The organism is Pseudoalteromonas luteoviolacea, assembly GCF_001696455.1.
GTDB classification, from domain to species: domain Bacteria; phylum Pseudomonadota; class Gammaproteobacteria; order Enterobacterales; family Alteromonadaceae; genus Pseudoalteromonas; species Pseudoalteromonas luteoviolacea_C.
The window spans coordinates 1,199,572-1,219,420 of sequence record NZ_MAUJ01000001.1; the positions used below are offsets into that span (position 1 = coordinate 1,199,572).

12 protein-coding genes are annotated in these 19,849 nt (G+C 42.6%); 6 read left to right on the top strand and 6 right to left on the bottom strand.

The annotated features are described in order from the left end of the window. Positions 1-174 precede the first annotated feature (174 nt). From A7985_RS05150 to A7985_RS05160, 3 genes are all read left to right on the top strand, one after another. The gene (locus tag A7985_RS05150; RefSeq protein ID WP_065789352.1) at positions 175-903 is read left to right on the top strand and encodes an FNR family transcription factor; all 729 of its coding nucleotides are present in this window, start codon (positions 175-177) and stop codon (positions 901-903) included. A gap of 95 nt (positions 904-998) precedes the next feature. After that, positions 999-1,922, top strand: a complete 924-nt coding sequence (gene uspE, locus A7985_RS05155) for a universal stress protein UspE (protein WP_065789353.1) — start codon at positions 999-1,001, stop codon at positions 1,920-1,922. Positions 1,923-2,393: 471 nt separating this feature from the next. After that, a complete protein-coding gene (locus A7985_RS05160) occupies positions 2,394-6,488 on the top strand; it encodes a GEVED domain-containing protein (RefSeq protein WP_065789354.1) in 4,095 nt (1,364 codons plus the stop codon). Between the two features lie 453 nt (positions 6,489-6,941). Here the strand turns inward: A7985_RS05160 and ccoG are convergent, their stop codons facing one another. The 6 genes from ccoG to dapB form a co-directional block, all read right to left on the bottom strand. Further along, a complete protein-coding gene (gene ccoG, locus A7985_RS05165) occupies positions 6,942-8,324 on the bottom strand; it encodes a cytochrome c oxidase accessory protein CcoG (protein ID WP_065789355.1) in 1,383 nt (460 codons plus the stop codon). Between the two features lie 139 nt (positions 8,325-8,463). Next, complete coding sequence (locus tag A7985_RS05170; RefSeq protein ID WP_065789356.1) at positions 8,464-9,903, bottom strand: sigma-54 interaction domain-containing protein; 1,440 nt, start codon at positions 9,901-9,903, stop codon at positions 8,464-8,466. A gap of 274 nt (positions 9,904-10,177) precedes the next feature. Beyond that, positions 10,178-10,654: a transcription elongation factor GreA gene (gene greA, locus A7985_RS05175; RefSeq protein WP_063357270.1), complete on the bottom strand. Its 477-nt coding sequence runs from the start codon at positions 10,652-10,654 to the stop codon at positions 10,178-10,180. Between the two features lie 46 nt (positions 10,655-10,700). Continuing rightward, positions 10,701-13,919: a carbamoyl-phosphate synthase large subunit gene (gene carB / locus A7985_RS05180; protein WP_065789357.1), complete on the bottom strand. Its 3,219-nt coding sequence runs from the start codon at positions 13,917-13,919 to the stop codon at positions 10,701-10,703. 18 nt (positions 13,920-13,937) lie between these two features. Next, a complete protein-coding gene (gene carA, locus A7985_RS05185) occupies positions 13,938-15,074 on the bottom strand; it encodes a glutamine-hydrolyzing carbamoyl-phosphate synthase small subunit (protein ID WP_063382842.1) in 1,137 nt (378 codons plus the stop codon). A gap of 210 nt (positions 15,075-15,284) precedes the next feature. Further along, positions 15,285-16,085, bottom strand: a complete 801-nt coding sequence (dapB, locus tag A7985_RS05190; protein WP_065789358.1) for a 4-hydroxy-tetrahydrodipicolinate reductase — start codon at positions 16,083-16,085, stop codon at positions 15,285-15,287. Between the two features lie 390 nt (positions 16,086-16,475). Between dapB and A7985_RS05195 the strand changes: the two genes are divergently transcribed. From A7985_RS05195 to A7985_RS05205, 3 genes are all read left to right on the top strand, one after another. Then, positions 16,476-17,789 (top strand): Na+/H+ antiporter NhaC family protein, encoded by a 1,314-nt coding sequence (locus tag A7985_RS05195; RefSeq protein ID WP_065789359.1) that lies wholly within the window; start codon positions 16,476-16,478, stop codon positions 17,787-17,789. 109 nt (positions 17,790-17,898) lie between these two features. Further along, positions 17,899-18,678: a nucleoside-binding protein gene (locus A7985_RS05200; protein WP_065789360.1), complete on the top strand. Its 780-nt coding sequence runs from the start codon at positions 17,899-17,901 to the stop codon at positions 18,676-18,678. Positions 18,679-18,972: 294 nt separating this feature from the next. Continuing rightward, a complete protein-coding gene (locus tag A7985_RS05205; RefSeq protein WP_065789361.1) occupies positions 18,973-19,476 on the top strand; it encodes a hypothetical protein in 504 nt (167 codons plus the stop codon). Positions 19,477-19,849 lie beyond the last annotated feature (373 nt).

The window sequence follows — 19,849 nt, forward strand, 5'->3', positions numbered from 1 at the left end:
TCATTGTAAGATAATACCAACCATACAATAGGCGTTTGGAAGCAGGAGTTTTTATTCGCCTACATGGTGAAAGTTTTATGGTAAAAACCAGATATACTCTAGTTTTGGCTTTATTTACCTATAACTTTTTGAATTTAATATTTTTTATGTGCGTCTAAGAGTAATGGATTTATTATGGATTTAAATAATCGCTCCAAAAGTCAGTGTACGATCAGTTGTACAAACTGCAGTATTAGTCAGCTTTGTTTGCCCTATTCTCTAAATGGGAATGAAATGGACAAACTTGATGAAATCATTGAACGTAAAAAGCCTTTGCACAAAGGTGACTTTTTGTTCGAATCGGGCTCTAAACTTGAGGCAATTTACGCCGTCAGGTCTGGGTCGTTTAAATCTTATACTTTATCAGAACAAGGCGACGAACAAATCACTGGCTTTCACTTAGCTGGCGATCTCGTTGGCTTTGACGCCATAAATAAAATGCAACATCAGAGTTTTGCTCAAGCTCTTGAAACATCGATGGTATGTGAGATCCCTTTTGACACATTGGACGAACTAGCTGGTAAACTGCCTAAGCTGCGACAGCAAATCATGCGTCTGATGAGTAGCGAAATCAACTATGATCAAGAGATGTTGTTGCTACTGAACAAGAAAACAGCTGAAGAAAGGCTCGCGACTTTCATTTATAACTTATCAAATCGTTTTGGTGAGCGAGGCTTCTCTCGAAAAGAGTTCAGATTTACAATGACACGTGGTGAGATTGGTAACTATTTGGGACTTACCGTTGAGACCATTAGCCGACTATTAAGCCGTTTCCAAAAAGCCGGTCTAATTAAAGTAGAAGGCAAATTCATCACAATTCTAGAAGGCGACGGTTTGGCGAGCGCTGCTGGTATTAGTAGTTGATCTAAACCAATTTTTCCATCGAAATAACTTTATACCTTGGCTATATCGGTTACACTCAAAGTATACTGATTAGCCAAGCGCCATAGGAGGCTCCGATGGATAAGATTAAACGTATTCTCACTGTCATTGACCCAACTAAAGAGCAGCAAAACAGTCTTGAGCGCTCTATCAGCCTAGCCAAAAAAACAGGTGCGCAAATCACCGCATTTCTGTCTATCTATGACTTCTCGTATGAAATGACCACCATGCTTTCAAAAGAAGAAAGAGAGGCCATGCGGTCAGCTGTAATCAAAGATAGAGAAGAGTGGATCAATGAACTCATTACCGATTATGTGGGTCTTGATATTCAAGCTAAAGTTGTATGGCATAATCGACCTTATGAAGCGATTATCGAAGAAGTCCTTCATGCCCAATTTGATATTGTTATCAAGTCGACACATCAACATGATACGCTCAAATCAGTGATATTCACGCCCACTGACTGGCATTTAATTAGGAAGTGCCCTACCCCTGTTTTACTTGTTAAAGATCAGGCTTGGCCCGAGCACGGAGAGATCATTGCGGCTGTCAATGCAGTCAGCGATAATGAACAACATCAAACATTAAATAAGCGCATTATCAAAGATGCCCTGTTCATTTGCGACCTAGCTGACGCATCATTAAGCTTGGTAAACACCTACCCCGCAACACCGGTAAATATTGCAATAGAAATTCCAGAATTTAACCCATCTCAATATAGCGAAGCGGTCAAGAAACACCATGAAGATGAAACTTGGTCTCTCGCCAATGAATTTAATATTGCCAAAGAAACATGCATCGTCGAAGAGGGTTTACCTGAAGATGTGATCCCAGCAATAGCCCAGAAAAAGTCGGCGGAATTGGTCGTCATTGGTACTGTTGGGCGAACAGGTCTAAGTGCAGCATTAATTGGAAACACCGCCGAGCACGTAATAGACAGCCTAGATTGTGATGTATTGGCCCTCAAACCTGATGGCTATAAAAGCCCATTAGAGCACTAAATATTTAGAAGTCCGGTAATAGTATCGGACTTTTCTTTCCCTCCCGATGTGTAACGAGCTTAGATTAACATCATTAAATTTGATGGGTTAAACAACCCACTTGTGATTGAAAAAACTATCCGCAGACTTATAACAGCAAATCGAATACCTATTCCTATCAAAAAAGAATAATTTTTTTCATTTTTTTTCAGTTAGTACCCAAGATGATACTCCTTTGATTTTGTTAACAAAAAAGGAACTTTTTATCCTTGTTTCTTAATTGATACACCCCAATGCGTTGATATAAATTCAACAAAACCATGTACAAATCTTAAACGCATATTATATATTGTATACAATCATACTTTATGAACTGTCATTAAAGTATGGTATGCAAGAGGTATGTCATTGAAATTCAATGCCTAAGACTCCTCTTTAACAACATGTAAAGCATGTTTGTGCTTTACCCATACTCGTTAAAGGAAAGTTACAGTGCGACAAAAAAACCAATTAAAAAAGCTAGCCCTAGCAACGGCTATCACTGTTTCATTTTCAGCTTCGGCTCAACATACCTATCTATTCGATAGACAATTGAGCTTCGAAAATGAAATTTCGAACCTAGCACAGTCATCAACAACAGAGCCTAGCCAAACAAGGCAAAAGCTGATTTTAGATTCAATTAAATTAAACAGTGCTTTGGGTGCAAGCCTGCAAGTGGGAAATTCACTTAGCCTTACAATTGACGGGCAGTATGTACAAATTCACCTGTATGAAGTAACGCAAAAAAATAGCAAAACAACCTATATAAATGGCCGCTCGTCTGATGGCCATGCCAAACTGTCAATGATAAAAACAAACAACAGTTACAGCGCAAAGATTTATATTGGAAATACCGGTTATTTATTAACTCCCACGGGGAATGGGCTGTATAAATTAAGTAAATTCACCCAAGATAATGCACCGATTGACTCAACAGCAGATAGACCGGGTTTGGAGCATGGGGACTCTTCACACGGTTTAGTTGGCCACACAGATATCTCACCTTTTTTACGTGCTGCCGCAAGTAGCGATGCCAATGCTGTGCCCGAAGTAACCGTGGTTGTTGCTTATACGGACAAACTCGCTACCGAGGTTGGTGATGTCGATGCATACATCGCACTGATGGAAAAAGACACTAATGACAGTTATACCGCAAGTGGCATAAATGCCAGCGTCAGAGTCGTACATTCCTATCAAACCGGTTATGTATCTACCGGCGATATGTCTGAGGATAACTCATTACTACTTAATGAAAATACCAGTAGTTGGCTAGCAGAACCAAACCCTCTAGCCCCAAACGGGTTTGGCGTAGAACTAAAAAGTATTCGAGACGAGCACCAAGCAGATATCATGGTATTTTTAGCGGATCAGAATGCTAGTTCGCCTTGGGCTGGATGGGCGGGACAAATTGGTACTGATGCCGAAAGCGCCTTATTTACGATGAGTAGCTGGGGTACCTTTAAAAATACCTTTGGTCATGAACTCGGGCACTTGTACGGTGCAAGACATGACAATGATTCGACAACGACTCCTTTTGCTTTTGGCCATGGATTTTGTAATGAGTCCAAAACGTGGCGTACACTCATGGCCATTAGTGATTGTGGCGAAAGGCTAAACGTATGGTCAAACCCCAATAAAACCTACCAAGGGGAAGCTGGGGGGACGGTCGAAGTCAACGACAATGCCCGTGTACATAATGAACGCGCGACATTTATGGCTGCTTTGCGGACCTCATCACACAACGCGCCGTCAGCTACGATAACACAAGCAACCATTACGCCAGGTAACCTAACAGCCAATTTCTCAGGTCAAGCAAATGACAGCGATGGCAATATTGTGTCTACACTCTGGGATTTTGGTGATGGTGTATACAATAATAAGCCATACGCACAAGGTGACTCGGTTACACATACTTATCTATTCCCCGGCACTTATATTGTTAGGTATACTGCAACCGATAATGAAGGTTTGATCCATTCAGCCTCGCAGCAAGTCACTATTACCTCCACGCCAGGCCAAAGCTACTGCGGTGTAAAAGGAACAAATGCGGTCTATCAATATACACAAAGTGTGTCTGTGAATGGTAAGGTGCATCAGTCGGATAGAAGGCAGTACACGGATCACACAGCATTGGAACCATTCACTGTTTATGCTGGTTCGGCAACAGGCATTGAGCTACAACAAGGTACCCGTGGCAGTAAGTTTGGCCCCTACTCCGCATATTGGGCCGTATATGTTGATTTAAACCAAAATAACAGTTTTGATGACCCTGGAGAGCTCATTCATTTTTCTGAGCCACTATCCAAGTCGTCTCCTGAACCCATACTGGCTAGTATCACTATCCCTGATAGTGCACTTGCGGGTACAACTCGAATGCGTGTTATTCAATCTAACACTCTACGTGAAGGGGAGACACAACTTGCAGCCTGCGGCGATTTTAAGTTTGGTGAAGCTGAAGATTACAGCATTCATATAATTAAAGAGCAAAATCCAGCAGAGTTTACGACGTCTATTAACAACAGCGATCTCAATGTCGGCTTTTCTATCGACTCTGACGATGTCGCATCGGTTAAATGGGACTTTGGCGATGGCCTCTTTAGCGACTCGAGCACCAGCACCTCTTTCAATCCAAATCATCAATATGTTTTTGGTGGAGAGTACACGGTAACGCTCACGGTAACTTTAAAAAATGGTGAAACCTATACTCACACTAAAGTCATAACTGTCACCGCCCCTGCAGGACAAGACTATTGTCGTGCGTATGGTAACCAACCAAAATATCAATACAACGCGAATGTCACACTGAACGGTAATAGCGTCACTTCTGGTTCGGCAAATTATACAGACCACACTGACAAAGTACTCGGCGCAGTTAAGGGAGACAACATCCTATCTGTGCGACAAGGTGCGACTGGGTCAAAAACCTCTTATAACGCTGAATGGCGCGTTTATATTGATATGAACCACAATGGTACTTTTGACGATTCTGAAAGCGTTTGGTACTGGGTAGGTGCAAATACTGCAAATGATATCGAAAGAACAATCACTATCCCTACAACTGCGTTAACGGGTAAAACCAGAATGCGTGTGCTACAAAGTTATGAAGAGTTGAAGTCTCCATGCGGACGCATCAGATGGGGTGAAGTTGAAGACTTTACTGTAGACATTCAGCCTGAAAACCCAGCCGATTTCACTGCCAATGTAACGACGAATAATCTGACGGTTAGTTTTACAGACTCATTGGGAAGTAACGCCGATATTGCTTCAATCGAGTATGATTTTGGCGACAGTGCAGTCAACCCAAACCATACCAGTACGCAAGGCAACCCTTCGCACACTTACCTATATGCAGGTACTTACTCTGTTAGACTAAAAGTGACATTGCAAAGTGGCATTAGCTACATGAAGGAGCAAAACGTCACGGTTGACGGCCCTGCGCACTGTATTGCATACGCAAAGTCCACAACGCAATGGACAAGCAAAGTCCGTGTTGGCAGTCTAAGTAATAGCTCAGAAAAAAGCCAGTTCAGCCGCTTTGACAATGCGGGCTTCAGCTTTAAAAAGGGCGCGGCAACAGACATTGGGTTAACACACGGTTCCAATGGACCATACCTTGCGAATTGGGCTGTATATGTAGACCTGAACCAAAACAACAGCTTTGATGATTCCGGCGAGTTATTGATCCAAACAAGCGCGACTACCTTTGATGAAGTTGTTAACTCAGTCACCATTCCGGCTTCTGCTGTAAACGGCTCAACAACGATGCGCGTGATTCAATCCTATGAACTAACTGATGGCAAGTTACCCGCATGTGGCACGTATGATTGGGGCGAAGTCGAGGATTACTCGGTGACGATAACAGATGAACAAGGTCCTGATTCTGATTTACTTAACGGCGTGACTAAGTCAGGTATTTCAGTTGCAGCAAAAGAAACTAAAACCTTTACATTTTTTGTCCCAGAGGGTGCCAAAAACATCAAAGTTGAAATGGGCGCAGGCACTGGTGACCCAGATCTATACGTAAAATTTGGTGATTCAGACACAGCAACTAATTGGGATTGTCGACCTTATACTAGCGGTAATAGAGACGAGACATGTGATAGCAGCAAACTCACTAAGTCAGGTGGTATTTACTATGTTTCAGTTGTCGGTTGGACTGCTTCGGACAACGTGACACTGACAGGCTCTTTCACCGAAGGCGATGTTATTGAGCCACCTGTTAGTGCTTGCGCAACTAAGGCACCGCAAACACGTGGTAACTTATCTAATAATGACGCTATCTGTATGGGCAGTAACACCGTCTATGTTGCCATTAGCGTGCCTGCTGGCCAGTCGAAGCTAACTATCACCACTACAGGTGGTGACGGCGACGCCAGCATTTATCAAAATGCAGCGGGTTGGCCAAGCACAAGTAACTTCCAAAACTCAGCGACAACACAAGGCAGTAGCGAAGAACAGATTGTGATCAATAGCCCTGCCTCTGGGTGGCACTACTTAATGGTGTCTGGGCAAGGTACTGGCGCACAGCTTAACGCAAAGTTTGAATAAACACATCATCATCTCCCTAGCCAAAGCCTCTTAGCAATAAGAGGCTTTTTTATAAAGTAAACAGGTATGCCACCCCTAGCCCACAAATACAAAACAACACTTTCATCAAAAGACTTAGCCTATTATTTTTGTGCGACATTTCATTTTTCCTAATGCCTTTAAGATAGCGCGCATCTTGGCTAGTTAAATCTCTACAGTGCGGGCATTCAGGTTCGTAATCGCTAACCAAAACACCGCACCTTTCACATGGGCTACTATGCTCACTTTTGTAATTAAAAAACTGAAACCACATCTTTTTTTATGCACCTAAAGTAGAACTACAAGCTGATTTCCAAAGTACTGCTTGGCGTGGAGTATGACAGCTATCGACTGGGGAATTGTACAGGTATTTTCAAGAGAAATATAAAAGGGCCAAATGGCCCTTGAGGAATAACCCAGTGCTCTACTAAAACACTAGTTTTTATAAAAATAGCTGTCTTTCGTTATCGAAATACTGCTATCTTCATTCGCGGAAATCGTAAAGGTAATTGGGATACGTTTGCCTTTAAGGTCATATCCATCAGCGGCAATAGTGACGGGTACCAATAACATCTTACCGGCCTGTATCTCAATGCGCTCTGGCGCGGTTAATTTGGCGTTCTCTATTCCACTAAAGCTCACTCTGTAGTGCATCACTTGCTGAGTTTTATTAATGACACTCAAAGTGTAGGGGTTTTCAACCAGCCCTTCATAATTCACTCGATAAAGCGCATTTCTATCTCTTATGACAGAAGCTTCTATTGGCGTGCGATTAAACGCCCAAATGGCCATAGTAACGATAATCAATCCAAACAAAGCAGCATAGCCCACTAATTTAAGTCTAAATGGGCTCGACTTCTTACCAGCCGTTTGGTTTTCACTGGTATATTTTATAAGCCCTTTAGCATAGCCAAACTTTGTCATTGTATCGTCACACGCATCAATACAAAGGCCGCAATTTATACACTCATATTGCAGACCATTGCGGATATCAATCCCCGCAGGGCATACTTCCACACACAAATTGCAATCGACACAGTCCCCTAAACCTTGTGCTTTATGATCGGATTTGCGTTTACGTCTGCCTCTATTTTCTCCTCGAATAGCATCATACGCCACTACCAGAGTATCTTTATCAAACATCACCGACTGAAAACGAGAATAAGGACAAGCGACAGTGCACATTTTCTCACGTAAAAACCCAGCGTTTCCGTAAGTACAAAACGCGAATAGGAATACCCAAAAACTTACTAGCCCAGACCATTCTAGTGTGAACATTTCCATATATAGCGTTTTTGCTGGCACAAAATAGGCCATAAATGAAGTCGCTGTAAAGACAGAAATGACTAGCCAAATAGCATGCTTAACTACTTTTTTAGTTGCTTTTTGTGCGCTCCAGTCAGACTTATCTAGTTTTATCCTTTGATTACGAGTCCCCTCTACTTTGTGCTCCACCCAAGTAAACATAAGCATCCAAATCGTTTGAGGACAGGTGTAACCACACCAAACACGACCTAACCAGTTTGTAACAAAGAAAAGGCCGAACGCGCCGGCCATAAAAACCCATGCAAGGATCATAAAGTCATGGGGAAGGAAGGTCTGGCCAAAAATTCTAAACTGCTGACTCGCAACGTCTAATAAAACGGCTTGCTGGCCTTTATAAGGTATCCAAGGAATAGCAACAAACACAAACATAAGGATCCAACCAAGGTAACGACGGATTTTTTGGAAGAAACCTTTTTGCTCACGGATATAAATTGGGCCCTCTTGCTTATAGGGCTTTATAATCATATCTTCTTCTTTGATATCAAACTTCATATTACTTGCTTACAAATAGTGAAACACAGTTGATACTTTGCAACTTTCAGACCAAACTGAAACTTTGTTAAGCTACTGTATTATAAACATTTATAAACCTCCACCACACAGCGCCATCGTGAAATATCGCGAATGACCGTTAAATGTCACGATTTTTAATAATATTGAGCTTTTTCATCTTCGACCGTAACGTACTTTCGTTTAGGCCTAACGTTTCTGCTGCACCAGCCTTTCCTGATATTTTCCAACCACAAGATTCCAAAGTCTTAGTAATATGACGCTTTTGAATCGCCTCCAAACTTTGATTCTTATCGTCATCTTGCGAACCAGTTTCACCTAAGTCTAATGGCTGGGATAGGTGCAGTGTATGACTGTGTGACAAGATGGCTTCACGCTCTAACACATTCTGTAATTCTCGAATATTACCTGGCCAACTATAAGCTTGCAGCTTCTTCAATGATTGCTTAGCAATACCTTTAATTTGCTTTTTGAGTCGGACATTCAATTTGCTTATCATGTTTGCGCAGAGCACTGGCAGGTCTTCCACTCTCTCACGCAGTGGTGGCACCTTGATAGGAAAGACATTGAGACGGTAATACAAATCCATTCTAAACGCGCCTTCTTCGACCATTTTCCACAGGTCGCGATTGGTTGCGGCAATAACTCGAATGTTCACTGCAATGGTTTTGCTGCCGCCTACTCGCTCAAACTCCTGTTCTTGCAACACCCTGAGCAGCTTACTTTGTGCTTCTTGTGGAAGTTCACCAATTTCATCCAAAAACAAGGTCCCATTGTGGGCTAGCTCAAAGCGTCCTTTCCTTTTATCATGCGCGCCAGTAAATGCCCCTTTTTCATGACCAAAAAGCTCAGATTCCAATAGGCTTGGAGAAAAAGCAGCGCAGTTGACGCGTACAAACGGCATGTCAGATCGTCCGCTCAAAAAGTGCAAATTTCTAGCAACGAGTTCTTTGCCTGTACCATTTTCACCAAGGATTAGAACCGTACTATCCGTTTTACTCACCAGTTTTATTTGTTCGAGCATTCTATTGAACACATGACTTTCACCAACCAATCCCGAACCCTGCCAGTTTTGATTAATTTCCGAGAGTAAATAACTGTTTTCTTCTTTGAGTTGTTCTGACAGGCTTTGAACCTGTTTCAACGCGCTTCTCAGTGCCTGCTCAGTCTCTACCTGTTGTGATATATCACGAAAAATAGCCACAGCACCAATGATCTGGTCATCGCGATAAACAGGTGTTGATGTGTATTCCACGGGAAAGCATGAACCGTCCTTTCGCCAAAACACTTCCCCTTTAACATACCGTGTTTCACCGTCAAACATGGTTTTGTAAATTTGGCACTCATCCGCGGGGTATTCGCTGCCATCAGCATGGCTATGGTGATGGTATTGATGAATTTTCTTCCCCAGTAACTCCCCTGCCTCCCAACCAGTCATTTGTTCAGCTGCAGGATTAATAAATACAGCATTACCAGATAAGTCGAAACCGTATATTCCTTCCCCTACTGCATTGAGCAGTAACTTTGGATCATTTAAAAAATGTTTAATAACAGAAGACATGATACCCCCTCGCGATATTTCACGAGTATAGTATCGCAAAGAAAACCTTCGTACTAATTAAGCTAGTCAGCATATGATCTTGATCAAAAGATACCATGTAGTGCTAGTTGTGCGTGGTTCTATGGCATACATGGCGCCGGAAGTTCGGCGTTAATTTTAGTCATTACGTTAAATAGGGCTCAAATAGAGCTAGACGTGAATAAGGTAAGGGGAAAGTATCAATAAAAAAGCCCAACATGTTACTGCCGGGCTTTTGGTCTATAGGTTAGACAAATTAGATATATTCAACTTCGATGATTTCGTATTCAACAGTACCGTTAGGAGTTTGAATGTTAACTGAATCATCTAGCTCTTTGCCAACTAGGCCTCGAGCAATTGGTGAGTTCACAGAAATTAAGTTGTTTTTAATATCTGCTTCATCATCGCCAACAATTTTGTAAGTTACTTCTTCGTCAGTATCTACATTTACAATAGTTACAGTACTGCCAAAAATAACTTTGCCATTGTTTGCCATCTTTGTGACGTCAATTACTTGAGAAGTCGATAGTTTAGCTTCGATTTCTTGAATACGCCCTTCACAAAAACCCTGCTGTTCACGCGCTGCGTGATATTCAGCATTTTCTTTCAAGTCACCGTGTTCACGCGCTTCGGCGATATCGGCAACAATTTGGGGGCGGACCACTTTTTTCAGATGGTTCAGTTCTTCACGAAGCAATTCTTCGCCTCGCACAGTCATCGGAATTGATTGCATAAGTCTCTCACTTACCACCAAGGCCAAAGGCCTTGGCTTATATCCATTAGTTCAATCGCTGGTGTAATTCTTGTACAGAGTTTACAGAGCTTCTGTCATCCGCGGCATGCGCAGTACAGTTTGCAAACGCTGCATTTAGCGTGGTGGTGTAGTTAGTCTTATGCTGAAGTGCACCACGACGTAACACCTTCGAATCTTCAATCGCTTGGCGACCTTCTGTGGTATTTACGATGTAGCTGTACTCACCGTTCTTGATACGGTCAAGAATATGAGGGCGACCTTCGAATACCTTGTTCACGCGGCGTACTTCAATGCCTGCTTCTTCAAGGGCAATGGCAGTACCTTTTGTTGCATCAAGCTCAAAACCGATAGATTTCATTGTCTTGGCTAGTTCAACAACGCGTGACTTATCGCTGTTACGGACAGATAGTAACGCGCGACCGCCACGTGGTAAAGCGTTTGATGCACCTAATTGCGCTTTCGCGAACGCTTCGGCGAAGTTTTCGCCAACACCCATTACTTCACCCGTTGAACGCATTTCTGGTCCACGGATTGGGTCAACGCCTAAGAATTTAGCAAATGGCAATACAACTTCTTTCACACTGTAGTAAGGAGGGATAACTTCCGCCGTTACACCTTGGCTTTCAAGAGATTGACCAACCATACAACGCGCAGCAACCTTAGCTAGCGCAACACCCGTTGCTTTAGATACAAATGGTACGGTACGTGCTGCACGCGGGTTAACTTCGATTAAGTACACTTTGCCATCTTTAACAGCAAATTGTGTATTCATCAAACCAACCACACCTAGCTCTAATGCCATATCACGTACTTGCTTACGCATTACATTTTGAATGTCTTGCGACAAAGTGTGAGCTGGTAGTGAACATGCAGAGTCACCTGAGTGAACACCCGCCTGTTCGATGTGCTCCATGATACCGCCGATGATTACGTTTTCACCATCACAGATAGCATCAACGTCAACTTCGATTGCATCGTCTAGGAAACGGTCTAGAAGAACGGGAGCTTCGTTTGAAACAGATACAGCTTCTGTCATATAACGGCGCAAATCGTCTTCGTCGTATACGATTTCCATCGCACGACCACCTAGTACATATGAAGGACGAACAACTAGCGGGAAGCCGATTTCTTGAGACTTCGCTACCGCTTCTTCTAATGAAGTCACTGTTGCGTTTTCAGGTTGTAGCAGGTCAAGACGCTCTACAAGTTGCTGGAAGCGCTCACGGTCTTCTGCACGGTCGATTGCATCAGGAGAAGTACCAATTACTGGCACACCATTCGCTTCAAGGTCACGCGCTAGCTTAAGTGGTGTTTGACCACCGTACTGAACGATAACGCCTTTTGGCTTTTCAACACGTACGATCTCTAGCACATCTTCAAGTGTAATCGGCTCGAAGAATAGACGATCTGAAGTGTCGTAGTCTGTAGAAACTGTCTCAGGGTTACAGTTAACCATGATAGTTTCATAACCGTCTTCACGCATTGCAAGCGCTGCGTGTACACAACAGTAATCGAATTCAATACCTTGACCGATACGGTTAGGGCCACCGCCGATAACCATGATCTTGTCTTTTTCAGAAGGCGCTGCTTCACACTCTTCGTCATAAGAAGAGTACATGTAAGCAGTGTCTGAACTGAATTCTGCTGCACATGTATCAACACGCTTGTAAACAGGTAGGATTTCTAACTGATGACGCTTTTTACGGATTTCTTTTTCTGACACACCTGCAATTTCTGCGATACGTGCATCTGAGAAACCTTTACGCTTAAGGCGACGTAAGAAATCTTTGTTCAAGCCAGCAAGACCAGCTTCCGCAATTTTCGTTTCATCTTTGATGATGTCTTCAATCTGGACTAAGTACCAACGGTCAATCTTAGTTAACTCGAATACATCTTCAACGCTCATACCATGACGCATTGCATCTGCAATGTACCAAATACGCTCTGCGCCTGGCTCGCGTAGTTCACGGATGATTGTTTCTTTTGCTTTAGGGTCATCAAGGGCAACGATTGGATTGAAGCCTGTTGCACCAACTTCTAGACCACGAAGCGCTTTATGAAGAGACTCTTGCTGGTTACGGCCAATCGCCATAACTTCACCAACTGACTTCATTTGCGTCGTTAGACGGTCATTTGCGCCAGCGAACTTTTCAAAGTTAAAACGAGGGATCTTAGTCACAACGTAGTCAATTGAAGGCTCGAATGATGCCGGTGTCGCGCCACCCGTGATGTCGTTTTGAAGCTCGTCTAGCGTGTACCCTACTGCTAGTTTTGCTGCAATTTTCGCGATTGGGAAACCAGTTGCTTTTGATGCAAGTGCCGATGAACGAGATACACGTGGGTTCATCTCGATGATAACCATACGACCATCTTTTGGATTCACACCAAACTGAACGTTTGATCCACCTGTTTCAACACCAATCTCACGCAGTACCGCCATCGATGCGTTACGCATTAACTGATACTCTTTATCAGTCAATGTCTGTGCTGGTGCAACTGTGATTGAGTCACCCGTGTGAACACCCATTGGGTCAAAGTTCTCGATAGAACATACGATGATACAGTTGTCGTTTTTGTCACGTACAACTTCCATCTCGTACTCTTTCCATCCTAACAGGCTTTCATCGATTAAAAGCTCGTTCGTAGGTGAAAGGTCTAAACCACGAGTACAGATCTCTTCGAACTCTTCCATGTTATAAGCAACACCACCACCGGTACCACCCATTGTGAAAGAAGGACGGATGATACATGGGAAGCCAATACGTGTTAATACGTCTTTAGCCTCATCCATTGAGTGCGCGATCTCTGCACGAGGACACTCAAGGCCAATGTTCTTCATCGCGATGTCAAAGCGCTCACGGTTTTCAGCTTTGTCGATTGCATCTGCAGTTGCACCGATTAGCTCAACGTCATGTTTCGCAAGTACACCGTGTTTGTCTAGGTCTAGCGCACAGTTAAGCGCAGTCTGGCCACCCATAGTAGGTAATACGGCATCTGGCTTTTCTTTTTCGATGATCTTTTCAACAACTTCCCAGTGAATTGGCTCGATGTACGTCGCATCAGCCATTTCTGGATCTGTCATAATTGTTGCAGGGTTCGAGTTTACAAGAATTACTCGATAGCCTTCTTCTCTAAGCGCTTTACAGGCCTGAGCACCAGAGTAGTCAAATTCACATGCTTGGCCGATAACAATTGGGCCAGCGCCCAAGATTAGAATGCTTTTTATGTCGGTACGTTTTGGCATTGTTACTCCAGTAATAAATTAGGCTTTACGCGCTTGCATTAATTCAATGAAGTGGTCAAACAACGGTGCTGCGTCGTGAGGACCAGGGCTTGCTTCAGGGTGACCTTGGAAACTGAAAGCAGGCTTATCAGTGCGGTGAATACCCTGTAACGTACCGTCAAAAAGTGATTTGTGAGTTGCTCTAAGGTTCTCCGGCAAGCTCTCTTCATCAGCTGCGAAACCGTGGTTTTGCGCAGTGATCATCACAACATCGCGGTCAAGATCTTTAACCGGGTGGTTACCACCATGGTGGCCAAACTTCATTTTTACAGTTTTAGCACCTGACGCCAACGCCAGTAATTGATGGCCAAGACAAATACCGAAAATTGGTGTGTCGGTCTCAAGGAACGACTTGATAGCATCAATTGCATAAGTACATGGCTCTGGATCACCAGGTCCATTTGAAAGGAAGATGCCATCAGGGTTCAATGCCAGTACTTCTGCAGCGGAGGTTTCTGCAGGTACTACCGTTAGCTTACAGCCACGGTCAACTAGCATACGCAAGATATTTTTCTTAACACCAAAATCATAAGCAACAACATGGAACTGCTCTTCACCCTGCTCTAGCGTTTTAAAGCCTTCGCCCAGTGTCCAGCTACCTTCATTCCACTGGAAAGAAGATTCTGTTGTAACAACTTTCGCTAAATCCATTCCTTTTAGGCCTGGGAATGCCTTAGCCGCTTCATGCGCCTTTTGCTCATCAATATCATCACCTGCGATGATACATCCGTTTTGAGCACCCTTATCACGTAGGATACGCGTCAATTTACGCGTATCGATATCCGCTATCCCTAAGATATTACGTTCTTTTAAATAATCACTTAACGATTGTTCGTTACGGAAATTACTTGCTAGTAATGGTAAGTCACGAATCACTAGGCCCTTGGCCCAGATTTTGTCCGCTTCTTCGTCTTCACTGTTTGTACCAGTGTTTCCGATGTGCGGGTAAGTTAAGGTGACAATTTGTTCCGCATATGACGGATCTGTCAAGATTTCTTGATATCCTGTCATAGACGTATTGAATACTACCTCACCAACAGATATACCGTCGGCGCCGATGGCAGTACCGCGAAACACCGTACCGTCTTCAAGGACTAACAGAGCGGATTTAGTCAAGTTAACCTCCATAGATATAAAAAAACGGGATAAGCAAACACGCTTTTTTCCCGTCTACAAAGCGCTTGGTAACACGCAGATATTAAATTTTTGGCAAATTCGTTATAGTCTACAGCACTTTCTGAGATTCGTCTAACTATTCATTGAAAAAATTTAAAAATAAGCCCTTAAATGTGTTTTCTATATGAAACAGCCAAAAAAATAAACAAACTACTTCAATCCAAGGACATCTTGCATGTCATAAAGTCCTGAGGGCTTATTTTTCAACCATTGCGCAGCCCTTACAGCTCCTGATGCAAACGTAAGTCTCGAAGCCGCTTTATGGGTTAATTCAAGCCTTTCTCCCATCGTTGCGAAATAAGCGGTATGTTCACCAACTATGTCACCTGCTCGGAGGACTGAATAGCCAATTTCATCTTGACTTTTTGCTTCATGCACATTACTGCGGTCATATCGCGCAACTTCGTCGTGATCCCAACCTTTGGCCTCCGCAATTGCTTCACCAATAGCCAAAGCCGTCCCAGACGGCGCGTCTATTTTATTGCGATGGTGCGCCTCAAAGATTTCAATATCCATTTCATCGGCAAGTTTTATCGCAGCCGTTTGCACAAGGTTTAAAAGCAAGTTCACACCAACACTAAAGTTGCGTGCAAACACGATTGGAATCACCTTTGCCGCTTCCCTCAATTGATCCATTTCAGTGTCTGTTAAGCCAGTTGTACCAATAACCATGGGGATTTTGTTTTCAATTGCATTTTGTAAGTGTGTCAGCATGCCTTGCGGTAGTGTGAAATCAATTAAGACTTCCGCGTGATTTACATCACCTTCTTCATCTGAAAATTCCAAGTCAGATGAATGAACAGGTTGTAATGCTTTTATAGGGGTATCTAAAAACGGCGAGCTTGATCTTACAAATGCCGCAGCCAATTGTGCTTCTTTTTCTATTTCTACAGCTTCTATTAAAGCTTGACCCATTCTGCCATTGGCTCCAAATACACCTATTTTTGTCATTATTTTCTCATTCCTATTTTTCAACATCATTTTAAATTTGGCGTTATAACACGCGTCAAACATAGCCCGAGCGCACGAGTAACAGATGATAGCCAAACAGTTACTTGGGGACGCTAGTGAGTAAAATCATTAACTTACAATATCTAAAGTGCTTTACTCAAGCTAAGTCAGGCCTAGAGTTTAGCCCATCTCTATGTCATAGTCAGTTATTGAATAATTATAATAAACACCATTGGACTTTAGACGTCTAAACATATAAACTTCCACATTCGCCGATTTAAATTATTGCGGGCGTTGAAGTTTAAATACAGCTAATAATGACCCTGTTGGCTGATGTTGTATCTACTTACATAGGTCGTATTTAGTAGATAATGGTTTTTGGGGAGTGCTATGCAGCCATCTTTTGACAACTCACGTGCAAAGTTATCTTTGCTGCCTTTACTTACATTTGTTGCACTATTTTTAGGTGCGGGACTTTACTTACATTCGCAAGGTGTTGATTACGCTTTTTATCAGCTACCTGCTCCAGTCGCTATTTTGCCGGCGATTGTTTTAGCGTTTTGGCTAAACAAAACATCAATTAATCAAAGTGTAGAAACCTTTATCAAAGGCGCTGGGCACAGTAACATCATTACTATGTGCTTGATTTACTTGCTAGCAGGTGCATTTTCAGCAGTCGCAGGTGCAACTGGAGGTGTGGACGCTGTGGTAAACGCGGGCTTGTCACTGATACCGCCCTCATTTTTACTACCTGGATTGTTTTTGATTGCCGCTGTCGTATCGACTGCCATGGGTACTTCAATGGGTACTATCGGTGCTATCGGTCCTATTGCATATGCCGTCTCTGTTAAAACCGGTATAGACCCAGCATTAATGGCGGGCACAATTGTCTCTGGCGCAATGTTTGGTGACAACCTGTCTATCATCTCTGACACGACAATTGCAGCCACTCGTACCCAAGGCTGTGAAATGAAAGATAAGTTCAAAGAGAACTTGAAGATAGCTCTGCCTGCGGCCTTGCTAACTGTGCTTCTTTTAGTCTTTTTAACGCCAGAACCTCAGGCTGTTGAAACCAAGCCATTTGACTGGCTACTTGTACTTCCTTATATATTTATTCTGGTCTTGGCTGTCATGGGACTCAATGTCTTCGCAGTGCTATTTAGCGGGATTATTTTCGCAGCAGCTGTTGGATTTGCTGGTGATTACCAAGGCGGAGCTTTTGTAAAAGATGTATACAAAGGCTTTACTGATATGCAGGAGATCTTCTTGTTATCCATGTTTATCGGTGGCTTATCTGAGTTCATAAGAGTTAATGGCGGCCTAGAGTACATCGCTAAAAAAATTCACAAGTTAACAGCAGCACTCGGCAAACTCAATACAAAGGTCGCTGACCAACTGGGTATTGCGGCATTGGTTTTGACCAGCAACATGTGTATCGCAAATAACACGGTAAGTATTATTGTTGCCGGCCCCGTCGCTAAAAAGCTAGCTGAAGATAGCGATATATCGCCAAAACGCTCAGCCAGTTTACTTGATATCTTTGCCTGTGTTATGCAGGGTTCACTGCCATACGGTGCACAAGCGCTGCTGCTTGGTACCACGTTTGGTATTAACCCTTTTGAAGTTTCAATGTCATCATTTTACTGCTTTATTTTAGCAATTACGGCTGTAACGGTCATCATTTTACGTCGCAATCACGCCTAACCTTAATCGCGCCCAGTTTTTGGGCGCGTTATTTACCCTTTGCAAAATTCACATAACTTCATGAATTAATATATAATTACAAAGTTCCTAAACTTTGAAGAATTAATTAATGAATAAAAAGTTATGTCTGACTCTCTCTCTCGCGCTGCTACCTTCAACGACTTTCGCGGCAGACTGGAGCAATACTCAACTTCATATCAACAACGGTGACTTTAAAAACCCATTTAGTCGAGCTGAGTCCAATACTACTGTGTACTCTCTGCAACATAGTTCTGGTTATGCCTATGGTGACAATTTCTTCTTCATTGACTATCTCGTTGATGATTTGAATGATGATTACCAAGACAGAGACTTTTATGGTGAATGGTATTCAACATTTAGTTTGAGTAAGCTTGGCAATATGCAGTTTAACAACAGCTTAATTAAAGATGTGGGTATTGTTGCTGGCTTCAACATGGCTGGCGATTCTAAAGTCATGAAGTACCTACCAGGTGTTAAAGTCTCTTGGAATGTTGAAGGTTTTTCATTTCTTTCGACACTCTTTACGGCATATATTGACGACAGTGAAGGTTTAGCTAAAGGTGGCGCACCAGCTCAAACAAATAGTTGGATGATTGACGTAGCGTGGGGTTATCCTTTTACTCTCGGTAATCAAAAGTTTGAAATCACCGGACATGTTGAATACATCGCCGAGCGTGAAAGTGAAACAGGCAGCGATGTTAAAGGCTGGCTTTTAGCACAACCTATCATTCGTTGGGATTTAGGTCATGCTTTAAATATGGCTGAAAAGCAGTTGTACTTGGGAGTTGAGTGGCAGTATTGGCGCAACAAACTAGGTACGGACACCAATGAGTCTGTCCCTCAAATCCACCTAGCTTGGACGTTTTAAATTCTTCCTGCATGTAGCAAGCTTGAAAAGCACGCTACATGCTATCTCATTTACCTCAAACTTGATGCGCTCCGTGCTTGTTGATGGCACCCTCCCCTGCATTTTAATTGGTTTTTAGCTACAAGTGTCATCATTTAGACTCCCTTTGAATATATAGTTGTACCCAAACCAACCAATCAGGCCTAATTTATAAAATTTAAGATTACCTCTAAAGTATCTTGCTCTTAGGCCGATATATATTTTGGGAGAGTGTGCTCGTCTATCTTTTACAAATTGTTATATCAGGGATTTTGAATGAACTTACTACATGAAATGAGCGTTGCTTATGGCCATATGTTAAAAACAGACATCATGGCGAAAGCAAAAGAAAGGGAACAATCAGACGCTGTAGATGGAGAAAGTGTAGAGAATAAGGAATCGACCACTAAACATACGGAGAAAACGTCAGAGTTAGAAGGCACACATAAACTCTCTGAAGAAGAAAAAGAGAAGCTTTCTGGCCGCGAAGCAAAGGAGAGACAAGAAGATAAGTATGGGGACTTACCAGAGCATATCCGGCGTATGTTGGAACGCTTGGAGGAAATGAAGGAAGAGCTAGATGTGCTTAAACAAGAAGTTGTGCAGCTCAATGCTAAAATTGACCACAACAATGAAACTGAAAAAGCGATATACGACCAAAAAAACCAGCATTTTATCCAGCTCCAAAATCAGTATTTTGACATGATAAAAAATGTTAAAGAAGCAATGAAAGAAGCAGGAGTTACAGATATGAGCGTGCTACTCAAAGCGATAGCATGACTTACCGCCGCTGAAAAGCTGAACGGCGTAGAGACACCAAATAAGCCCCTTTTATACTATTTATCTAAACAATACCCCCTAGGCAATATAACAAAACAAGTTAATTTTCGTATTCATTGAAATGCAGCCAATATTTTCGATAAACAGAATAATAGACACTCACTATTCTGATGGTGAAATAATATTGGTAATCAAATAATCTAACTATCCCACCCTCTCATATAGCTAAAAAAAGCACACCAGCGTATGTAACATCATGTATATCAACACCCTGAGTTTAGCTGAAGGCACAGCCAATCATGCACGTTTAGCACCAAAATTTAAGTTCACTTTAACCCTCCATCAAGCCGCTCAAAATTCAATCAAAAATATT